At 38.0% G+C, this 19,859-nt stretch carries 17 protein-coding genes and 1 pseudogene; 12 read left to right on the plus strand and 6 right to left on the minus strand.

What is annotated here, in order from left to right; genetic code table 11:
- Window positions 1-5: 5 nt before the first annotated feature.
- Window positions 6-725 (minus strand): DUF481 domain-containing protein, encoded by a 720-nt coding sequence (locus tag R3F25_11310; GenBank protein ID MEZ5497393.1) that lies wholly within the window; start codon window positions 723-725, stop codon window positions 6-8.
- Window positions 726-849: 124 nt separating this feature from the next.
- Here R3F25_11310 and R3F25_11315 point away from each other — a divergent pair, with 124 nt between their 5' ends.
- The 4 genes from R3F25_11315 to R3F25_11330 all read left to right on the plus strand — a co-directional run bounded on the left by R3F25_11315 (window position 850) and on the right by R3F25_11330 (window position 5,934).
- The gene (locus R3F25_11315) at window positions 850-1,203 is read left to right on the plus strand and encodes a rhodanese-like domain-containing protein (protein ID MEZ5497394.1); all 354 of its coding nucleotides are present in this window, start codon (window positions 850-852) and stop codon (window positions 1,201-1,203) included.
- A gap of 24 nt (window positions 1,204-1,227) precedes the next feature.
- Window positions 1,228-3,102, plus strand: coding sequence for a signal peptide peptidase SppA (gene sppA, locus R3F25_11320; GenBank protein ID MEZ5497395.1), 1,875 nt, complete (start codon window positions 1,228-1,230; stop codon window positions 3,100-3,102).
- Window positions 3,103-3,248: 146 nt separating this feature from the next.
- Window positions 3,249-5,078: a Na/Pi cotransporter family protein gene (locus R3F25_11325; protein MEZ5497396.1), complete on the plus strand. Its 1,830-nt coding sequence runs from the start codon at window positions 3,249-3,251 to the stop codon at window positions 5,076-5,078.
- A 256-nt stretch (window positions 5,079-5,334) separates the two neighbouring features.
- A complete protein-coding gene (locus R3F25_11330; protein MEZ5497397.1) occupies window positions 5,335-5,934 on the plus strand; it encodes a hypothetical protein in 600 nt (199 codons plus the stop codon).
- Between the two features lie 85 nt (window positions 5,935-6,019).
- Here R3F25_11330 and R3F25_11335 read toward each other — a convergent pair whose 3' ends face one another.
- Window positions 6,020-7,297 (minus strand): FAD-dependent oxidoreductase, encoded by a 1,278-nt coding sequence (locus tag R3F25_11335; protein MEZ5497398.1) that lies wholly within the window; start codon window positions 7,295-7,297, stop codon window positions 6,020-6,022.
- A gap of 149 nt (window positions 7,298-7,446) precedes the next feature.
- On the opposite strand from R3F25_11335, the gene R3F25_11340 reads away from it, so the two are divergent.
- The 4 genes from R3F25_11340 to R3F25_11355 all read left to right on the plus strand — a co-directional run bounded on the left by R3F25_11340 (window position 7,447) and on the right by R3F25_11355 (window position 10,112).
- Window positions 7,447-8,217, plus strand: a complete 771-nt coding sequence (locus R3F25_11340) for a sulfite exporter TauE/SafE family protein (GenBank protein MEZ5497399.1) — start codon at window positions 7,447-7,449, stop codon at window positions 8,215-8,217.
- Window positions 8,218-8,281: 64 nt separating this feature from the next.
- Entirely contained in the window at window positions 8,282-8,758 is a 477-nt protein-coding gene (locus R3F25_11345) for an isoprenylcysteine carboxylmethyltransferase family protein (protein MEZ5497400.1), read from the plus strand.
- The gene (ubiG, locus tag R3F25_11350; GenBank protein MEZ5497401.1) at window positions 8,758-9,468 is read left to right on the plus strand and encodes a bifunctional 2-polyprenyl-6-hydroxyphenol methylase/3-demethylubiquinol 3-O-methyltransferase UbiG; all 711 of its coding nucleotides are present in this window, start codon (window positions 8,758-8,760) and stop codon (window positions 9,466-9,468) included. Before R3F25_11345 ends, ubiG begins: the two co-directional genes overlap by 1 nt.
- On the plus strand, window positions 9,465-10,112 hold the full coding sequence (locus R3F25_11355) for an HAD-IA family hydrolase (protein ID MEZ5497402.1): 648 nt from the start codon (window positions 9,465-9,467) through the stop codon (window positions 10,110-10,112). Before ubiG ends, R3F25_11355 begins: the two co-directional genes overlap by 4 nt.
- Here the strand turns inward: R3F25_11355 and R3F25_11360 are convergent.
- Window positions 10,105-11,025: a pyridoxal-phosphate dependent enzyme gene (locus R3F25_11360; protein ID MEZ5497403.1), complete on the minus strand. Its 921-nt coding sequence runs from the start codon at window positions 11,023-11,025 to the stop codon at window positions 10,105-10,107. The genes R3F25_11355 and R3F25_11360 overlap by 8 nt on opposite strands.
- 220 nt (window positions 11,026-11,245) lie before the next feature.
- Here R3F25_11360 and R3F25_11365 point away from each other — a divergent pair, with 220 nt between their 5' ends.
- The 4 genes and pseudogenes from R3F25_11365 to R3F25_11380 all read left to right on the plus strand — a co-directional run bounded on the left by R3F25_11365 (window position 11,246) and on the right by R3F25_11380 (window position 16,605).
- Window positions 11,246-13,201: a lamin tail domain-containing protein gene (locus R3F25_11365; GenBank protein ID MEZ5497404.1), complete on the plus strand. Its 1,956-nt coding sequence runs from the start codon at window positions 11,246-11,248 to the stop codon at window positions 13,199-13,201.
- Window positions 13,202-13,291: 90 nt separating this feature from the next.
- On the plus strand, window positions 13,292-14,563 hold the full coding sequence (locus R3F25_11370; protein MEZ5497405.1) for a nucleotide sugar dehydrogenase: 1,272 nt from the start codon (window positions 13,292-13,294) through the stop codon (window positions 14,561-14,563).
- A 3-nt stretch (window positions 14,564-14,566) separates the two neighbouring features.
- A pseudogene (locus R3F25_11375) lies at window positions 14,567-15,569 on the plus strand (NAD-dependent epimerase).
- 4 nt (window positions 15,570-15,573) lie between these two features.
- Entirely contained in the window at window positions 15,574-16,605 is a 1,032-nt protein-coding gene (locus R3F25_11380) for a nucleotidyltransferase family protein (protein MEZ5497406.1), read from the plus strand.
- On the opposite strand, the gene R3F25_11385 is transcribed toward R3F25_11380, so the two are convergent.
- The 3 genes from R3F25_11385 to zntR are packed head-to-tail and all read right to left on the minus strand — an operon-like array spanning window position 16,598 to window position 19,564.
- Window positions 16,598-18,007 carry an aminotransferase class I/II-fold pyridoxal phosphate-dependent enzyme gene (locus R3F25_11385; GenBank protein ID MEZ5497407.1) on the minus strand — a complete coding sequence of 470 codons (1,410 nt, stop codon included), beginning with the start codon at window positions 18,005-18,007 and terminating at the stop codon, window positions 16,598-16,600. The genes R3F25_11380 and R3F25_11385 overlap by 8 nt on opposite strands.
- Window positions 18,008-18,021: 14 nt before the next feature.
- On the minus strand, window positions 18,022-19,167 hold the full coding sequence (locus tag R3F25_11390) for an SO_0444 family Cu/Zn efflux transporter (GenBank protein MEZ5497408.1): 1,146 nt from the start codon (window positions 19,165-19,167) through the stop codon (window positions 18,022-18,024).
- Window positions 19,160-19,564, minus strand: a complete 405-nt coding sequence (gene zntR, locus R3F25_11395; protein MEZ5497409.1) for a Zn(2+)-responsive transcriptional regulator — start codon at window positions 19,562-19,564, stop codon at window positions 19,160-19,162. The genes R3F25_11390 and zntR overlap by 8 nt, the downstream gene beginning before the upstream one ends.
- Window positions 19,565-19,859: the final 295 nt, after the last annotated feature.

The following is a 19,859-nucleotide window of genomic DNA, read 5'->3' on the forward strand; positions in this document are numbered from 1 at the left end:
TTGATTTAGAAGTCGTAAACCAGATTGGCAGAAACTAAAGTATCAGTTTTTTTCTTACCTGCAGGAACATCGGTATTGTGACGATATTGATGAGCGAGTTTCACTTTGAATTTATCAGAAACCGTAAAAGCAAAACCGGCATCGTTTTGTAAAAACGTATTGTAATCAGTTGATTCCACCGTCAGTACATTCTCAAAGTTGGTGGTTTCAGTCACTTGTCTCATGTAGTCCAATTTCCCCAAAAAGACTGCACCGGTATTCTTTGAACGATCAATATCCAGAGCTTCTGTTTTATAGCCAACCCCTAACTCGGTAATTAAACGGCCTGTCTCGGTATCTTCAAATTTATGACCCCAACCAAAACCATTGGACATCACATAATCAAAGCCTGAGAAATTATCATTTTCATAACGCGATCCGTAGTAAATGTAATTTTTCTCATCAAATTTATAACCGGTTTTCGTTGTCAGTGTATAGCGCTCAGCAGTATCAACTCCATCGCTAGAAGCATTTAACAAGTCCAAGCCCATATCGCTCACCCATTTGCCGGTTTCCAGTTTAATTTTTAATCCGGCAGTGAGTGATTCAGAATCACTATTCCCTGAAGCTGAAGTAAATCCCAATTGTCCGGAACCTGACCATATACGGCTGCTTTCTTCTTCCCCTGCAAACGCACTTGTTGATAGTGCCAAAATCAAGGAAGTTGTAAGTCCAATTTTTTTCATGTTAGTCTCTCTAAATTATCCAAATCGGCAATATTAATGATAATTTCGCTGTATTTCAACCTTTTAACCTGATAGAAATCTTTTAAAATCAGTATAATAACGAACTTTTATTGAATTCATGGCTATGGCAGAAATAGGAAACCTATCACCTCAGCAGTTAATTGATGCAGAAGCACGAGGTGTGAAAATCATTGATATCCGAACAAGTCCTGAGTGGCAACAAACAGGAGTGATTAAGAGTGCAAATAAAATCACATTTTTTAATGCTTCCGGCACGCCAATGGTTGACTCTTTTATGTCTGAGTTTCAAAAAATTGTAAGTGATAAAAATCAGGAGTTTATATTGGTTTGTCGCTCCGGTGCCAGAACGGCTGCGGTAGCAAACTTTTTATCCGAACAATTGGGCTATTTGAATGTCTCACATTTAGCACATGGTATGAATTCTTGGTTAGCATCTAACTTACCGGTCGAATACTAAAAGAAAACCCGAAGGAAAATATTTATGAGTGGAAATACTGTAAACACACAATCTTCTTTTTTATCGAAATTATTCTGGTTGATTCCTAAATCTTTGGTCAAGGTGGCGAACTTTACCAGGCATATTTTATTGTTGCTTGTATTTGTGTTTATAGTCTCTTTTTTCATCGGTGATGATGGTATTGAATTGAAAGATAAAACAGCATTAGTGATTGCTCCTAAGGGTGTTGTTGTAAATCAATATACCGGAACACCATCAGAAAATTTCATTCGTGAATTACAAGGCACGGACGTTCCTGAAACGCAAATGCGTGATATTCTCAAAGCAATTAACTATGCAGCTTCAGATAATCGAATTAGCGTATTGGTGTTGAATCCGGATTATATTTGGGGTATTGGATTAGCAGATTTAAAGGAATTGGAAACGGCTGTAGATAATTTCAGAGAAAAATCAAACAAACCGGTGATTGCTATTGCCGAAGGAATGTCGCAGAATCAGTACTATTTTGCAAACTTAGCCGATGAAATCATTCTTGATCCTCGGGGAATGATGTTTTTTGAAGGATATGGAAATTACCGTAATTTTTTCAAAGATGGTTTGGATAAACTGGGCGTGGATGTTCACCTTTTTAGAGTCGGAGAATATAAAGCGGCTGCCGAACCTTTTATCCGAAATGATATGTCCCAAGAAGCCAAGGATGCTTCATTGCATTATATGAAAGACTTATGGGAAACCTATGTAAAGGGAGTTGCAAAGCATCGCAATATTTCAGTTGAGGATTTCAATTCGGTTGTGGAAAACCAAGCCTCCTTGCTCAAAAATGTGGAAGGAAATATGGCACAAATGTACAAAGATGCAGGAATGGTTGATCAGTTGATGAACAGCCATTTCAAGGGCAAATATCTGGCAGGGTTGTCCACATCTGAAAAAACTGAATCCGGTTTCAGAAATATAGGCATGCACGATTATTTGACAGTTGTCAAAAATGAAAACAGTAAAGTCAATGCGGATAAAATAGCTGTTGTTGTTGCCGAAGGAACTATTCTGGACGGCGAACAAGAACCCGGTGCTATCGGAGGAGTCAGTACCAGTCAGTTGTTGAGACAGGCGAGATTGAATCCTCAAGTCAAAGCAGTAGTTTTGCGAGTGAATTCCGGCGGTGGTTCCGTGTTTGCATCTGAACAAATTCGCAGAGAAATTGATGCTCTCAAGGTTGAGAGCAAACCTGTTGTCGTTTCTATGGGAAATGTTGCTGCTTCCGGAGGTTACTGGATTTCAATGACATCCGACAGAATTTTTGCCAGTGAGGCAACGATCACCGGCTCAATTGGTATTTTTGGCTTGTTTATGACGTACCCGAATACACTTGAAAAAATTGGGGTTCACACAGATGGAGTGGGAACATCATCTTGGGCAGGAGCTTTTCGAGCCGACAGAAAGTTGAATGAAGATTTGGCAGAATTGATTCAATCCAATATTGAATATGGTTATCAACAATTTATTTCTGCGGTTGCTATGTCACGAGGACTTGAGGTGGAGATGGTCGATACCATTGCCAGAGGCCGAGTTTGGACTGGCAGACAAGTTAAAGAGTTTGGTCTGATTGATGAAATTGGTGGATTGGATGATGCCATTCAATATGCGGCTGAAAAAGCCGGGATTGCCGATAAATATGATTTGGTTTGGGTTGAACAAGAGCTCAGTTCTCTCGATCAATTTCTAATGAGTGGTGTTGCAAAAGCAGCAAATTTCGCCGGGATAAAGTTATTCAACAATCAAACTCAGTCCATAGAAAAAATCATAGAACCCATGAAACCAGCGCTTAGTTTAGTTATGAACACAAAAAACGGAGTCCCCACTCCTTATGCTCATTGTTTCTGTGAAGTGAATATGAAGTAGGGCGATTTATTACTCTTCCTTGTTATCTCCTTTATTCAATATCAGTTGAATAATATTACAAAAATTACAAACTTAATGAAAAATATGACTATTTTGTAATTTTTGTAAAATGTTACAATATCCGCAGTTATCTATTGGTTGAAAAAATGTTCAATAAGTTGTTATTGCCATTGGTTTTGATTCTTCTGGGTCTTGTTTTCTGGTGGAGTCCGAACTTTAAAGACATTGCTGCAGGAGTTGCTATTCTTCTTTTTGGCATGTTGTCGCTGGAAAAAGGTTTTAAATCTCTGACCGAAGGTCCGTTGCAAAAACTGCTGTCAATGATGACCAACCGATACTACAAAAGTTTTCTTTTTGGCGTGATTTCAACTGCAATCCTGCAATCCAGTTCTTTAATTTCGGTGATTGCAATTTCCTTTCTTAGTGCCGGAATGGTTCAGCTATCCCAAGCAGTTGCAATCATCTTTGGTGCGAACGTCGGAACAACGGCAACGGCATGGTTAGTGGCATCTTTGGGATTGAAAATTAAAATTTCGGCTTTTGCAATGCCGATATTGGTTTTCGGTACACTTCTGGCCTTTCAAAAAAATAAATCACTTAAAGGCATTGGCAATGTTTTGGTCGGATTGGGATTTATATTTCTGGGAATCCACTTCATGAAACTGGGATTTGATGCTTATAAAGATGCAGTGGATATTACTCAATACTCAATGGATGGTGTTGACGGTTTGCTGGTTTATACCGGTTTGGGAATGCTAGCCACCATGATTTTACAATCCAGTAGCGCGACGATGGCGATTATATTGACCGCTTTAGCAGCCGGACAGGTGAGTTATGCCAACGCACTTGCTTTAGCAATTGGTGCCAATATCGGAACGACAATTACAGCAATAATTGGCTCAATTGCTTCGAATGCAGCCGGAAAGCGTCTGGCTGGAGCTCACTTGGTCTTTAATTTGGTAACCGGATTGATTGCATTAATCTTTATCAATCAGCTCGCTCAGTTAGTCAATTATATTGCTGTGCAGATGAACATTGCAGACACAAATTACACCATTAAACTCGCTATTTTCCATACCTTGTTTAATATGGTAGGGGTGATTGTAATGTTTCCCTTTATCAATTTACTTGTTAGATTCATGGAGAAAGTGATTAAGGATGAGAAAGCAGATGTCCTGGAACCCAAGTACTTGTCAATGGCTGCTATCGCTTTTCCTCAGTCAGCAATGTCAGCATTGATGAAAGAAACCAAGTTTTTATTCGATAATGTGTTTGAAATTGTGTCTCATGGTTTGGGATTACACCGTCGTGAAATTTTACGGAAAAAGTATGGAAAATTAAACTTGAAACCGATTCCACGAGTCGATATTGATGCCAGTTATTACAGAAACGTAAAAACAATTTATGGAAAAATTCTGGAATATGCAACTCTGGCGCAAGAGAAACATGCCAATGCCAATTACATTAACAATATTGATAACATCAAACAAGCCAATCGTTATTTCGTGAATGTTGTAAAAGATATAAAAGATTTGCAATCCAATGTTTTGAAATACACAAATTCGAGTAATGAATTTATTAAAACCGAATACAATGAATTGAGAATGAGGATTGGCAAAGTACTCAGGCAAGTCATCAAATCGCAGAAATTTGAAGTTTCTGATGAAAATGCGGATAAGAGTTTAAAAGAAAGAGCAAATCACCATATTGAAAAGCGCAAAAACAAACTGGAAGCCTTGTTACAACTAACCAAATCGGGCGATGTGCTTTTTAACGGCATATTGGATGATTTGATTCGCCATCATAAAATCACCAACGAAATGGCGTCATCACTCATTAACGATAGTGCAACCGTGGCATCAATTTGTAAACACTTGATTTATGCCGCTGAGCTTTTGTATTTAAGCGAAGAAAACTTGTTGGCTGATGTTCCTTCGCAGCATGAATTGCTCAGCCTTGAATATACTTTGAATTGATAAGAATCACAACTCCAAGGTCATTTCGTTGCTTTAATAAAAAGTAAAGGCTGTTGGAGTTTTTCTTGTGGACAAATTCCGTCCTAAAGATTTTTTTACCATGAAGAACATGAAGCTCATGAAGGTAATTCAAAAATACTTATCAACCTTTATACTCTTCAATCCATAAAGGGATAATCCATCAGTATTCTTCCACATTTGACACTTCTTCTATTCTTTGGTATTTTATAGGTTCACATTAATTGAGGAGTAACCCATGAAGAAAACATTAATCTTGTTTGTTCTATTGTTTTTGTCACTTGCCACTTTTGCAAAACCATACAAACTAAAAATTGATGATTTTAACAACCAGAAAACATACATTGGAAATAAATTTGCTGATGCAGGTTCTGCTGCTGGTGCAAGGATGTTCGGCGGTCAAGATGGTAAGTTGTGGTCTGCATATATTATTCCTGGGGATGATTTTGAAATCGAAGAAAGTCCCGAATTACTAGAAAAATTAGAGATTGAATCATTGTCAGATGGTTTTTTTGCCATCATGGGCGAGTATTACACTAAAAAAATAAATACTATCAATGATAAAGACTCTCTTATTATCAAAATTAACAAAGACTTTCATAAATTTGATTTGATTTATCAGGATCGTGTAGCTGAAGTTCAATCTGAATTTGGGGGTTGGAGAACTAAATTCGGATTCATGGTGCCAAAAAGCATATTATTAAAAATGATAGATGAAAAAAACAAATCAATGATTCGTGTCAAAGGCGATGCCAAAGACCTTACTATTGAAGTGAAACATAAAAAACTCAAAAAACTGTCTGAGTTTATAAAAGCAGTTGAAAAAGATATTAAATAACTATGGCTAAAATCTTGGAAATCAATATGACAACTCCAAGGTCTTTACTGTGAATAAGCGTAAAGACCTTGGTAGTTGTGAGGGTTTATTGGTTTTTCAAGCGTTTGATTTTTAACATTCCAAGAATGTAACGCTCAAATAATGAATCGGTTGAACCAGATTTCACTTTGCGTAAGAAATATTTTTCAAAAGCAATTTTCGCCAGATGCACCCATTTACCTTTTTTCGCCCAGGTTGTATTTCTTGGCGGAATTTGTGGCAGAGCAACAAATGCCACGCCGGTATCACCCAAGTCCGCCAGACAGATTGCGTTCCAGGTTGCTTTCGCATAAGGTTCTTCACCAGCCAGTTCTGCTTTAATGTTTTTCATAGCGGCAGTGACCATGGATTCAATCATATAACCGGTTTTTGGTGCACCGGTTGGAACAGGCGTTGCTTCTACGGGTGGAATTGCCACACAAACGCCGGCTGAATAAATGTTTTTGTACTTCGGATTGCGTTGATGTTCATCAACAACGACAAAACCACGAGGATTGTTCAATCCTTCAACTGCCATGACAGCATCTACACCAAGGAAAGCAGGAAGCATCATGGAGAAACCAAAGTTCAACTCGTGTGACATGTATTTTTCACCTTTGTCATCAACTTGAGTGACAAACATTTTGCCTTCTTCCACTTTGTCAACTTTTGCGTTGGTTATCCACTTGATATGGCGGTTGCGCATTTCTGACTCTAAAAGACCTTTTGAGTCACCGACTCCTCCTAGTCCTAAATGTCCGATATATGGTTCAGCGGTTACAAAAGTCATAGGAACTTGGTCTCTAATGCCTCTTTTACGCAAATCGGTATCGACAATCATGGCAAACTCGTATGCCGGACCATAACAGCTGGCACCCTGAACCGCGCCAATCACAATTGGACCTGGGTTTTCGAGAAATTTTTGATAATCTTCATAAGCAGTCATTGAATGTGCCAATGTACATATCGAGTGTGTGTGTCCACCTTCAGGGCCTAAACCTTCAACCTCGTGAAATGCCAGTTTTGGACCAGTAGTAATGACTAAGTAATCATATTCGACAACTTCACCATCTTCTAATTCCAAACGGTTGTTTTCAGCATCAATTTTCTTGGCACCGCTTGTTTTAAAGTCGATTTTCTTTCGTCCCAGATATTTTGTTAAATCCAAAGAAATTTTCTCAGGCTTTGACCAACCCACAGCAGCCCAAGGATTGGACGGAGTAAAGAAGAATTTTTCTCCTTTGTTGACTAAAGTCACTTTATGCTCTTTGCTGAGCTCTTTGCGTAAATCATAAGCAGCAGGAACTCCTCCGATTCCAGCTCCTAAAACTACAACGTGTCCCATAACTTTTACCTCTTTATTGATTTTTGTTTTTGATTTAATCTCAACTCGGGATTAAACATCTTTTTGAGTATATCACAGAATGCTAATTTATGAAGTTCTAATATTGGAATTTTTTCAGTAGAATAACGCTTTTTTTTAAACAGGTTTTTATGACTTTAGGAATTATAGGTGCAGTTTTTATTGGTCTCTCACTGGGTTTAATGGGTTCGGGTGGATCAATACTAACCGTTCCGGTTCTGGTTTATCTTTTTGGACAGGATGAAAAGGTTGCGATTGCGGGTTCTTTAGCTATTGTCGGAAGCATCGCTTTGGCAGGAGCTTTGACCTACTTAAAGGATAAGTTGATAGACTGGAAAGTGGCTTTTCTGTTTGGTATTCCAGGAATGTTGGGAACTTATTTGGGTGCGTGGATTGCTGTGTATATTTCCGGAATCATTCAGTTGGTTTTATTTGCAATGGTAATGGTCGTTGCTGCCGTTATGATGCTTCGCAAAAGTAATCAAATCCCAAACGATTCTCAAAGACATTTGACCAAAATTATGGTTGATGGCTTGGTGGTGGGTGTGATTACCGGAATTGTCGGAGTCGGAGGAGGATTTATGATAGTTCCGGCTCTGGTATTGCTTGGCGGATTAAACATGAGAAACGCCGTTGCGACTAGTTTGATGATTATTGCGATGAAATCATACTCCGGGTTTTATAAATATTTGAGTGTACTGAAACAACAAGGTTTGGAATTAGACTGGAAAGTTATTGGTCTGGTTACTTTTATCGGAATTTTAGGAACATTTGCTGGAAATTATTTGTGTCGGATTATTCCGCAAAATAAGTTGAAGAAATATTTTGCCTACTTTTTGATGTTGATGGCGGTTGTGATTTTTTATAAAGAAATACCGAATGTTGTGAATTCTTTTCAATAGTTCTGTCAAAGTCCTAGAATCGAGCCAAGGTCTCTACTAAAATGAAACCAAAAAGTGATGCTTCATGACAGAGATAGAAAAAGATAGTGCTAAAGTAAAAACGATACCACCGTTGATTCCTTTGTTTTTTATCGGGATTTCGTGGTTGTTGGATAAATATGTTTATCATTTAGGCATCAATATCAATCAACAGGTTCAAACTTATGTTGCTTATGTTTTAATAGCTATTGCTGTGGTGTTATTTAGCTTTAGTTTGTATTTTTTTGCTAAAACCCGACAGAACCCAGAACCTCATACCCCCACAAATGCACTTTACACCGGTGGAATCTATCTCATCACTCGTAACCCGATCTATCTTGGTTTTTTAGTTTCTCAAGTGGTTGTTGCGATTCATTTGAACAATTTATATGTTATTTTGACCATGCCTTTTGTTTGGTGGTTTCTGGTGAAATGGGTGATTGAGCCGGAAGAAGACTATTTGCAAAAGTTGTTTGGTCAGGAATATCTGGATTATAAGAAAAGAGTAAGAAGGTGGATTTAATGTCTGAAAAGAATCTGAATGTTGCCCAAAACGAAATCGAGCATTTTAACGAGCAAGCCTCGTTCTGGTGGGATGAAAATGGTCCTTTTAAAACTTTGCATCACATCAATCCTGTCAGAACAGAATACGTTAAACAATTTGTTGATTTAAAAGGCAAAAAAGTGCTTGACGTGGGATGTGGCGGAGGAGTTTTTTCCGAAGCGATGGCACAATCCGGTGCCGAAGTGACGGCGATTGATTTGGCAGAAGATGCTCTGGAAGTAGCAAAGCTGCATTTGCTCGAAAGTGGACTGGATGTGAATTATTTTTGTCAAAGTGTTGAGGAGTTTGCCAAAGATAACGAGGAAAAATTCGATGTTATTGTTTGTATGGAAATGCTGGAGCATGTTCCTGATCCTCAGTCAATAGTTGATTCGTTTGCGAAAATACTGAAACCTGATGGTTTTCTGTTTTTATCAACTATAAACCGTCATCCAAAAGCGATGATGTTTGGAATATTTGCTGCTGAGCATGTTTTGGGAATTGTTCCGAAAGGCACGCACCATTATGAGCAGTTCATCAAACCTTCTGAACTTGTAACCGGTGTGGAAAAAGCGAATTTACAAGTGATTGATGTGAGTGGTATGAAATACAATCCAATTTCCCAAAAAGCATGGATTGACAAAACAGACGTAACTATTAATTATCTTGTGGCTGCAAAAAAAGCATGAGTGGAGTTTTATTCGACCTTGACGGAACCTTGGTTGATACCTCGATTGACATGGTTTTGGCATTACAATCTCTGGCAAAGGAAAATGGCATCGAAATTGAGGCTGATTTTGTTAAATACAGAGAACTGATTACTTATGGTTCCAGAGCTTTAGTCACATCAATTTTCGGAGAGATTGATAGAAACGAATTGTCGCAACTGCAAAAACGCTATTTGGAGATTTATGAAAATTGTTTAACTCAAAACACCATTCTTTTTGATGGTATGAAAGAAGTGATTCAATATTTGGATAGCAACCAAATCAGTTGGGGAATTGTCACCAACAAGCCGGTATTTCTGGCGCAACCTTTGGTTGAGAATATGCCCGAGTTGCAGAATTGTAAGGTTCTTGTGGGCGGAGGAATGACCGAACATGCAAAGCCACACCCGCAATCCATATTGTTGGCAATAGAAAAATCTCAAATCAAACCCGAATATTCATGGTATATCGGTGATGCTTTAACAGATATTCAGGCAGGAAGATCGGCGGGTATGAAATCAGCCGGAGCGTTGTGGGGTTATATTGCAGAAACAGACAATCCGAATCTCTGGCAGGCTGATAAATTGCTTAATCACCCAACTGAAATTTTAAATTTTTTTAAGTAACTATTCCCCCTTGTAAACCTCCCGTGTGTAAAATCACAACTGTACTATTTGCGGGGATAACTCCTCTGTCAATTAAGTCAAAAGCAGCATAAAATGATTTGATAGTGTAAATCTTATCTAAATCTATCTTTTTGTTTTTAATAAAATTTCTTGCAAAATCAATCATTCTTTCATCATTGAGTTTTGCATATCCACCGGCGTGATAGTCGTGATACAGTTTCCATTGAACAGAGCGGTTGTGATTTGTTAGTTTGGCAATATCATCGACTAAGAATTCCGAACCTTTAAGTACCGGAATGCCGATAACTTGGGTATTCCAGTTCGCCTTGTTAACTCCCTCAATCAAACCGGCAAGAGTTCCACCGGTTCCACAAGCAGAAATGATATGAGTGGGTTCGGATGTTTGTTGAGTCAGTTCGCCAATAACTTCGGCAACACCTTTTAAAGCTAAAGAGTTGCTTCCACCTTCGGGAATAAGGTAACAACTTTCATCAACAGTTGATTTAACAAAGTTTGAATTGGCTTTTTTACGATATTCTTCACGGTTAAGAAAGATAAACTTCATGCCATAGGAATGTGCTTGATGAAGTGTGTCAGACCATTTTTCAGGTTGGGACTCTAGCTCGTTTCCACGAATAAACCCAACGCTCTCGAAATTTATTAGCTCCGCACATTTTGCAACAGCAATTAAATGATTCGAGTATGCGCCACCAAAGGTTGCAATTCCTGTAAATCCATTCTCAATGGCGTATTTGATATTGTATTTTAACTTCCTGAGTTTGTTACCCTGAATAATTGGATGATTTAGCTCATCACGTTTGACCAAAATTTTTATATTCTTATTGTTCAGAACTTCTGTTAGTGGTGTCGAGTCATTGCAAAATATTTTGGACCAATTATCAAAGTGTTTCATTTCAAAGAATGCAGAATTTGTTGTACAAGAATTATAGTTGGATTCTCATATTTGGTGCAAATTTCTGTCATATTCAATTTGTTCTTGTCATATTAGTTAAGCATCCATAATAAAAAAACAGTCAATTTGATTAATATGTTGAAACTAAATGCAAAATTGTAATAAGATGTGCATGGGTGCATCTATGCCTGATGCATAATGGGAAAGTGGGATTATCATTATGAATAAACTTTTAAATGTGAAACTATTCTTGGTTTCGCTCTTAGTTATTACAAACTCAAAATCTTTAGCTGATGACTATCAAGGTGTTCAGGCTGATTTGAATAACGGTTTGTTGCCTGTTGAGGCGGCAAAAAGAGCGCATGAAAATGAATTGTTTTCTGCCGATGTTGTTCAACAAATGGTCGACTCTGATGTTGATATTGTCAAAGCGGTTCAAACTGTCGCTCGTGAGTGGTCATCTTGTGATGATACTTATGCTTCTGTAAGAAAAGGTGTGCAACTTTCTTCAGACAGAGCGGATGAGATTGTCGCATCAGTCGCAACTATCAATGGATGTAAATGTAATGCTCAAAGTTTTTGGGCGCGCTCCAGACTGGAACAGCGTTTACGTCCGAGAATTCAAAGAGCATTGGCTGAAATCAGTGCCAGTTGTAGCTGTGCATCTGCCGGCATAGAAGCTGCGATTGAAATTGTTCCTGATAAAGTTGAAGACATGGTTGATGCTGTCATCGTGGCTAAAAACAGAGCCGAACGTACAATTGACTCTATCGGTCAGGTTGGTGTGCTTCCGGAGCAAAAATTCTGGGGTGATCAAATTGTCAGAACTAAGGATACAAACCTTATAAGAAATACCGAAGTCTGTTCAGGTGACTACAATGAATTGGATGAATTTGATCCAAACAGCAGTTGGTCCAATCAAGACAAACAAACTGACAGTGCAACTTTTGCTTATAACCGTGACTTAGGAACTCATAAATTAATCTGTGAAGAGGAAGAGACTAAGGACGAGGAAGAAGAAAAAGAAAATGACAGCGAAAAATTAATTATTTCTCAATACATCGAAGGTCAAGGTAGCGATCAAGCTTTGGAATTATACAACGGAAGTGACAAAGAGATTGATTTGTATGCCGGTAATTATCAGTTAGAAGTTTATTTTCATGGTTATGATTTTCCTGGTGAAGTCATTCAGTTGAAAGGATTAATGGCACCACAATCCACTTTTGTTGTTGCAGATGCACAAGCATCTTCAGATATTTCTGCAAAAGCCAATCAAAAAGTGAATGGCTTGATTTTTAAAGGAGCTGATGCGGTTGTTTTAAAAGCCGGATTTAACAACAGTCCTTGTGAATGTGCCGTTGCAACAATCGCTTCTGCTGTTAATGGAATTGAAAAATCTGAAGACAAGAATGCTGAAATGTCTCAGGAAAAAGAAGATTTTATTAAGAGAATTGAGCACCATTACGACAACACCAATGTACAGGCGACTGTTGTTGACAGCTTGGGACGGATTTTGGCAAATAAAGACGGTGAACAAAAAGATGTTCCTGTTATTGAGGATGCAACCATTCGTCGTGTGGAAACCGTTTGTAAGGGTGATCGAATTGAGATGGATGAGTTTGACTTGAATAAAGAATGGCAAACTTATGCTAACGACAACTTTATTGATTCCGGTAGTTTCAGTACCAAGGATTGCAAGGCATCACGCAAGGATTTGCTACTTTCAGAGTATATTGAAGGAACTGAAAATAATGCAATGATTGAGTTGTACAATGGAACTGACCGTCCGATTGATTTCAGTTCAGAAAAATATTTCTTGGAACTGTATAATGATGATGACGATGATCCTGAAAGCGTGATTTACTTGGACGGTAAGGTTGATCGTGGAGGAGTGTTTGTAGTTGCTCATTCTGATGCCGAAGAAGCATTAAGAGATATTGCAAATCAGAAAACATCGGAACTGGATTTAGAAAATACCAGAGCTGTTGTTTTGAAAAAAGTGGTATTACCAGCGTATCAGTCTTGTTATGCTGATATTGCAAACTGGATTCAAGGTAATGACTTGAAAAACATAGCTTATATACTTCCGCCTCAAAGAGATCCGGGTACAGGTCCTGACCCATCGGATGATCCGCGTGATGGTCCGGACGGTGGAGAATTGGCAAGTCCAAACTAAATAAATTTCAAAAGATTTGAAGAAAAGGGTAAAATTAAATTTTTACCCTTTTTTTATTTAATAGTCATAAACATCATTTACAATATCTGCATGAATAATAAAAATAAAATTGCAATAGTTGGTCTGGGATATGTTGGTTTGCCATTGGCGGTTGCATTTGCCAAATACTATGACACCATTGGTTACGACATCAATCAAAATCGAATTGATGAGCTGGAACAGTTCAAAGATTCCACTTTAGAAACATCATCTGAAGAATTGAAATCTGCAAAATATCTGTCTTACACCAGTGACTTACAAAAAATTAAAGAAGCCAATGTATTTATCATAACCGTTCCCACACCGGTGGACTCCAATAACTTACCCGAACTTTCTCCGCTTAAAAATGCATCTGAAGCGATTGGCTCAATATTAAAGAAAGGCGATATCGTTGTTTATGAATCCACTGTTTTTCCCGGAGCTACAGAAGAATATTGTGCAAAGATTTTAGAAGAAGAAAGTGGTCTTAAATTAAACTCTGACTTTTCATTGGGATATTCTCCGGAACGAATCAACCCGGGCGACAAAGTTCACACCTTACAAACCATCACAAAGGTCGTTGCAGCTTCTAATTCTGAGACAGAAAGTGTGCTCACAGAGCTTTATTCTAAAATTATTAATGCCGGTGTTTTTCTTGCCAGTTCCATCAAAGTTGCGGAAGCATCAAAAGCAGTTGAAAACACTCAAAGAGACATGAATATCGCATTCATGAATGAATTAGCTGTAATGTTCAATCACATGGGAATTGATACCTTGGATGTGATTAAAACAGCATCCACAAAGTGGAATTTCTTACCATTTACGCCAGGGTTGGTTGGTGGTCATTGTATCGGAGTGGATCCTTATTATCTGATTCATAAATCGCAGGAAAGTGGATATTATCCACAACTCATCACAACTGCCAGACGCATTAATGAAAGCATGAGTCAGTACGTTGTTGATCGTTTCTTGAAAAAATTGGCACTGAGCAAAGTCCATATTGTGAATGCCAATGTTCTGGTTATGGGAATCACTTTTAAAGAGAACTGTCCTGATTTAAGAAATACAAAAATTGTCGAAATTATCAGCGAGCTTGAAGCCTGTCATGCTCGTGTTGATGTTCACGATCCATGGGCGGATGTCGATGATGCTAAGCGTTTTTTAAATGTTGATATTCAGATGAATTTACAAAATGGATTTTATGATGCAATTATTCTGGCTGTTTCACACAAACAATTCATTGAAATGGGCGAAAAGAAAATTCGGAATCTGCTTAAACCCAACGGTATCATTTTTGATTTGAAAGGAATGTTACCATCAGATGCCGTGGATGAAAGGTTGTAAGTTATGACAATTTTAGTGACTGGAGCAGCAGGGTTTATTGGTTCACATGTGAGTCGTTATCTTTTGAATCGCGGTGAACAGGTTCTCGGTATAGATAACATCAACGATTATTACGATGTCAATTTAAAATATTCCAGACTTGAAAATCTGCAACACGAAAATTTTGAGTTCGTAAAAGTGGATTTGGCAGACAAGGATCGGATTGCAGAGTTATTTCAATCACACGGAATTAAAAAGTGGTTAATTTGGCAGCTCAGGCAGGAGTTCGCTATTCATTGGAGAACCCTTGGTCATACTTGAATAGCAACTTGACCGGTTTTTGAGTATCTTGGAAGCCTGTCGCCATAATAAGGTAGAACATCTGGTTTATGCTTCATCTAGTTCGGTTTATGGAGCCAACACCAACTTACCGTTTCGGGTGGAAGACAATGTCGATCATCCTCTGTCTTTGTATGCAGCCACTAAAAAATCCAATGAATTGATGGCTCATTGTTATTCCAATTTATATAAGTTGCCAACCACAGGTTTGCGTTTTTTTACCGTTTACGGTCCTTGGGGTAGACCGGATATGGCTCTGTTTTTGTTTACTAAAAATATCTTAGCAGGCAAGCCCATAAAAGTATTTAATTACGGCAATCACACTCGTGATTTTACCTATATTGATGATATTGTCGAAGGGATTATCCGGGTTTTGGATAACACGCCGCAACCAAATCCTGATTACGACTTTTCAAATAGTAATCCGGCCGGTAGTTCAGCTCCCTATCGTGTTTACAATATTGGCAACAACAGCCCGGTTAAGTTGATGGACTATATACATGCAATTGAAAATGCTCTGGGCATGAAAGCTGAAATGGAGTTGTTGCCATTACAAAAAGGTGATGTCCCTGATACCGAAGCCGATGTTAGCAAATTGGTGAAAGATGTAGGATTTAAACCCGATACAACTGTTCAAGACGGTATCAATCGCTTTATTGCCTGGTACAGAGATTATTACAAAGTGTAATCAGATGATTGAGTTTTTGCTGAATCTTGTTGAAAGGGACTGCAAACTCGCTGGTTTTAAGTCAGATAAGCAAATTATTCTTAATGGTTTAGCTCCACTCTTTGTTGAATACAAGCATTCCAACTCTGTTAACTTAATCAAAGCCTCGTTACTTGAAAAGGCAAAATTCCAAAACTGGCAGGAAAAATCTCAAACGATATTTAAACTTTTTGATAATAGTGGAATTCGTTTTCTTGTATTTAAAGGTTTTGCGTTAACGCATTGCGTTTATCAAAATTCCTACATTCGGCCCTATTCAGATATTGATATGATTGTTGATGTCGAAGACTATAAAATGGCTGAACAACTTCTTTCTGAGAATGGTTTTAGTAAAGTGTCTTCCAGAGAAGGACAATTCGTCAGTTTTCAAAATAGTTTTTATGACAATGATTCTCCACAATGTGTGATTGACCTGCACTGGCAGATTAATAACCGTATAGAGTTTCATAAAAACTTTCCCTTCGGATATTTGTATAAACACTCGAATACTATCAATCAGGATGATAGTCAGTTCCATGTTTTAAGCTCTGTTGATGGATTTGTATTGAGTTGTTTCCATTTTCAGGCTCATCGCCCGGAAGACCGCAAGCACATTTGGCTTTATGATTTAGCCTTGATGTGGAATCAGATGTCTGATGTTGAAAAACAAACTTGTATCGAAAAAGCAAAAGCAACGTCTCAGTATAAAGTTGTCAGTTCTTGTTTACACTTGGTGAATCAAGTGTTTGGAAAACTTTACAACCTTGATGGTTTTATCGTTGAAAATAACTTTGAAGATACCGAATTGTATTTGGGTGAACGCAAAAGAAAAGCCACTGATATTAAAATCAGACTCAAAAACATTGACGGCTTTTCCAATAAAATCAAATATTTATCTGAATATATTTTCCAAAGCCGTGACTATGTAAAAAACCGCTATCAATTGAAAACAACAAACTGGATATGGTTATATTTTCCAAGAATGTGGGTTGAGGATTTTCTCAAATTATTCAAATAGTTTTTGCTAGTTGACAGATTTTTTCCAGCAAACGTTCCAGATGTTTTTCAGTTGTCAGTGGATTCATAATAGTCACTCTGAGATAGTGCGTATCATTCAAAACGGTTTGAACAATGTAAAATTCGTTATCTTCAAGCAATTGTTGGCGAATCTTTTTATTTAACTGATTAAGTTGGTCTTCCGTTAAATCCTCCTCAATATAACGAAAGCACACAATATTGGTTTGTGGTTCAAGTGCCAATTGAAAAGAATTGTGTTGTTTAACCATTTCCGAAAAGGTTTTACCCAACCCATAAAGATAGTCGATATTTTCTTCAAAAATTTTTATTCCGTAAGTTTTCCAAAGAATGTAGAACTTCAGACAAATCATAAATTTGGTGCATTCAAAAGTTCTCAGTCCACCGTTATACCATTGCTCTTCCAAAGCCTGATCTTCAAACAAATACTGAGCTTTTTGGGTGAATGTCCGGCTTCCGTGTCTCTTGTCTTTGAATAGAACGACCGTTGATAATGCCGGAGTCATCATCATTTTATGCGTATCAATAATAATTGAGTCTGCCAATTCCAAGCCTTTTAATAGGTTCTTGTGCTGATGTGAAAAGATAGCAGCTCCGCCATGAGCGCCATCAACATGTAACCAAACTCCGTTTTGTTGACAGAATTGTCCGATTTGTTCCAAATCATCATAAGAGCCGGTTGCTGTGGAGCAAGCACTTCCGACAATGGCAATTACTTTGAATCCCGAATCAATGGTTTCCGCATAGCAGCGTTTCATTTCCTCAATATCCATAGAAAATCCCGAATTAACCGGAACCAGAACAACTCCGTCATCTCCTAACCCCATAACTCGTGCGGCCCGATCGACTGAATAATGTGCTTGTGAGGAAACCAGAATAGCTAGTTTATCTTTGTTGCCGTTTTTCCAGATATCCTGACCTTTTAAAGACCGACGAGCCGCCAATAAACCTGTGAGATTAGCTAAAGTTCCACCGGATGTCATGACACCATTCGCATTAGAATCATATCCAACCTGATTGCAAAACAGTTCAATAATGCATTTTTCGATGGCAGTTGCAGCAGGTCCCATTTCATAAACAGCCATGCCATTATTGAGAACTCCCGAAACCAAATTCATCAATGCTGAAAGTGGTGCCGGCACGGAAACCTGATGCCCAATATATTTAGGATTGTGCAAATGAATCGAATGATTGATTAAATCCTCAATAAAATTTTCGACATTGCTAAATTCAAAACTCTGCCAAAAATTTAATTCCGAATTTGGATTTTTCCAATTGTTTGCTTTGACATCACCTTGCTGGTTTTGCAGGTATTCAGTCAATTGATCAAGTATTTGGTGCCCATTTTTTTGGAAATCTTCAAAATTATAGGCTTGTTTCAGCAAAGGTTATTCTTTCATTAGTTTGAACTACAACAGTTATCTTTCGGTGGTTTATTTGAAAACTTACTTATAAATGTTCTTAAACTAAATAGCAATAAAATTATTAGCGATATCAGCTGAATATACTCAGGGATATGACTATGCTCCGGTTGTAGATGTTGTTGAATATTGATGCTCCATTTTGTTACCAAATAATCAACCACCAGACCTGAAATCAATGCTGTGCTCATAATTCCACACAGATATAAAACCATTGTCCTTTTCCCCATTTGTTTATTAATAATACCTAATGTCGCCATATTGGTTGCCGGTCCTGCCAAAAGAAAAACAATGACAGCACCCGGCGAGATACCGGCAAGCAAAAATCCGGCTGCCAAAGGTGTTGAAGCCGTCGCACAGACATACATCGGAATCCCAACAACCAACATAATCAGCATTCCGCTCCAACCGCTTCCATACTCAATCAAAATGTCATTGGAAACAAAAGTTTGAATAATCGCTGCAAAGGCAATCCCTATCACTAACCAGCCGACAATATTGTCCAGTAGCTCGGTAAAAGCATATTTGATTCCGGCATAAATTTTTTCTATAAGTGACTCACTTTTTTCATCATGTTTTTCGGAAGAGCAACAGCTCGTTTTTTTAGTTTGAGTTTCACAACAAGAGGTCTTTGCTACTTCCACTTCAGGATCACAGCAAGAAGATTCTTTTTTACTAGAGCAACAATTTTCATCAGGTTTTACTTTGGGCAAGTCACTTTCATAATCAAAGAAATTAACCAATGTTCCGGTTGTAATTGCAGAAAATACAGCAATGATTGGTCGAACAATTGCCATAAATGGTCCCATCATCGCATAGGTGATAAAGACAGAATCCACACCGGTTTCAGGAGTTGAAACCAAAAACGAAGTTGTTGCCGATTTAGAAGCTCCGGCATCGCGTAATCCCATTGCTGCCGGAATCACGCCACAAGAACATAGCGGTAATGGAGCACCAAGAATGGCAGCTTTGATTACAGAACCAAAACCACCTTGACTCAGGTGTTTGTGTAAAAACTCTGTCGGAATTAGAGTTTTGAATAAACCACCAATAAATAGACCAATAACCAGCCAGAAAGATGCATCCAATGCAATGTAATAAAAATTCTCAAGTAAGTTAATCATCACTATTCTCCAACGCTGATAATATGGAACAATGCTCGGCAGACTCAAATCCGCCACAGCAAGTTTGATGGATTTTTGACAGAGCTGATTTTATCTTTTGTAATTCATCAATTTTTTGATTGATTTCATCCAGTTTCATTTGTGTGTACTCCTTGACTTCATGACATGTGTGTTCATCCTTGGTGACTTTAAGTTCCAGCAATTCCCTGATTTCTTTCAGGGTAAATCCCACCAACTTGGCCTTTTTAATAAACTGCAAAGTTGAAACTGTATCGTGTGAATAATCACGATAGCCATTGGGTAATCTTTTTGGTTTTGAAATCAGATTTTGTGATTCGTAATATCGCAACGTCTGAATATCAATTCCGGTTGTATTTGAAAGCTCGCCAATTTTCATAGTTCGGTTTTTTATATTGGATTGGTGTATTCTAAACCCTAAAGTATGCTATAGAGTCAAGGGTTTGGTTGGAATTCTGAAAAAATAATCGACTATGATTTTTTCTTCATAAAAGTTAAATCCTCCCAGGGAAAAGATAGGGGCAAAAAAGAATATCGTCATGCTGAGCGCCGTCGAAGCATCTCCTCAATTCACCGTGATATATTTTGAAACTAATAATGTCCCCTTTTGAAAGGGGATTGAGGGGTATGTTATTATCAAGTTATGTGTGGAGTAATTGAATATAACCAGAGTT

The sequence above is a fragment of the Gammaproteobacteria bacterium genome (genome assembly GCA_041395445.1).
Lineage (GTDB): Bacteria > Pseudomonadota > Gammaproteobacteria > Xanthomonadales > Marinicellaceae > NORP309.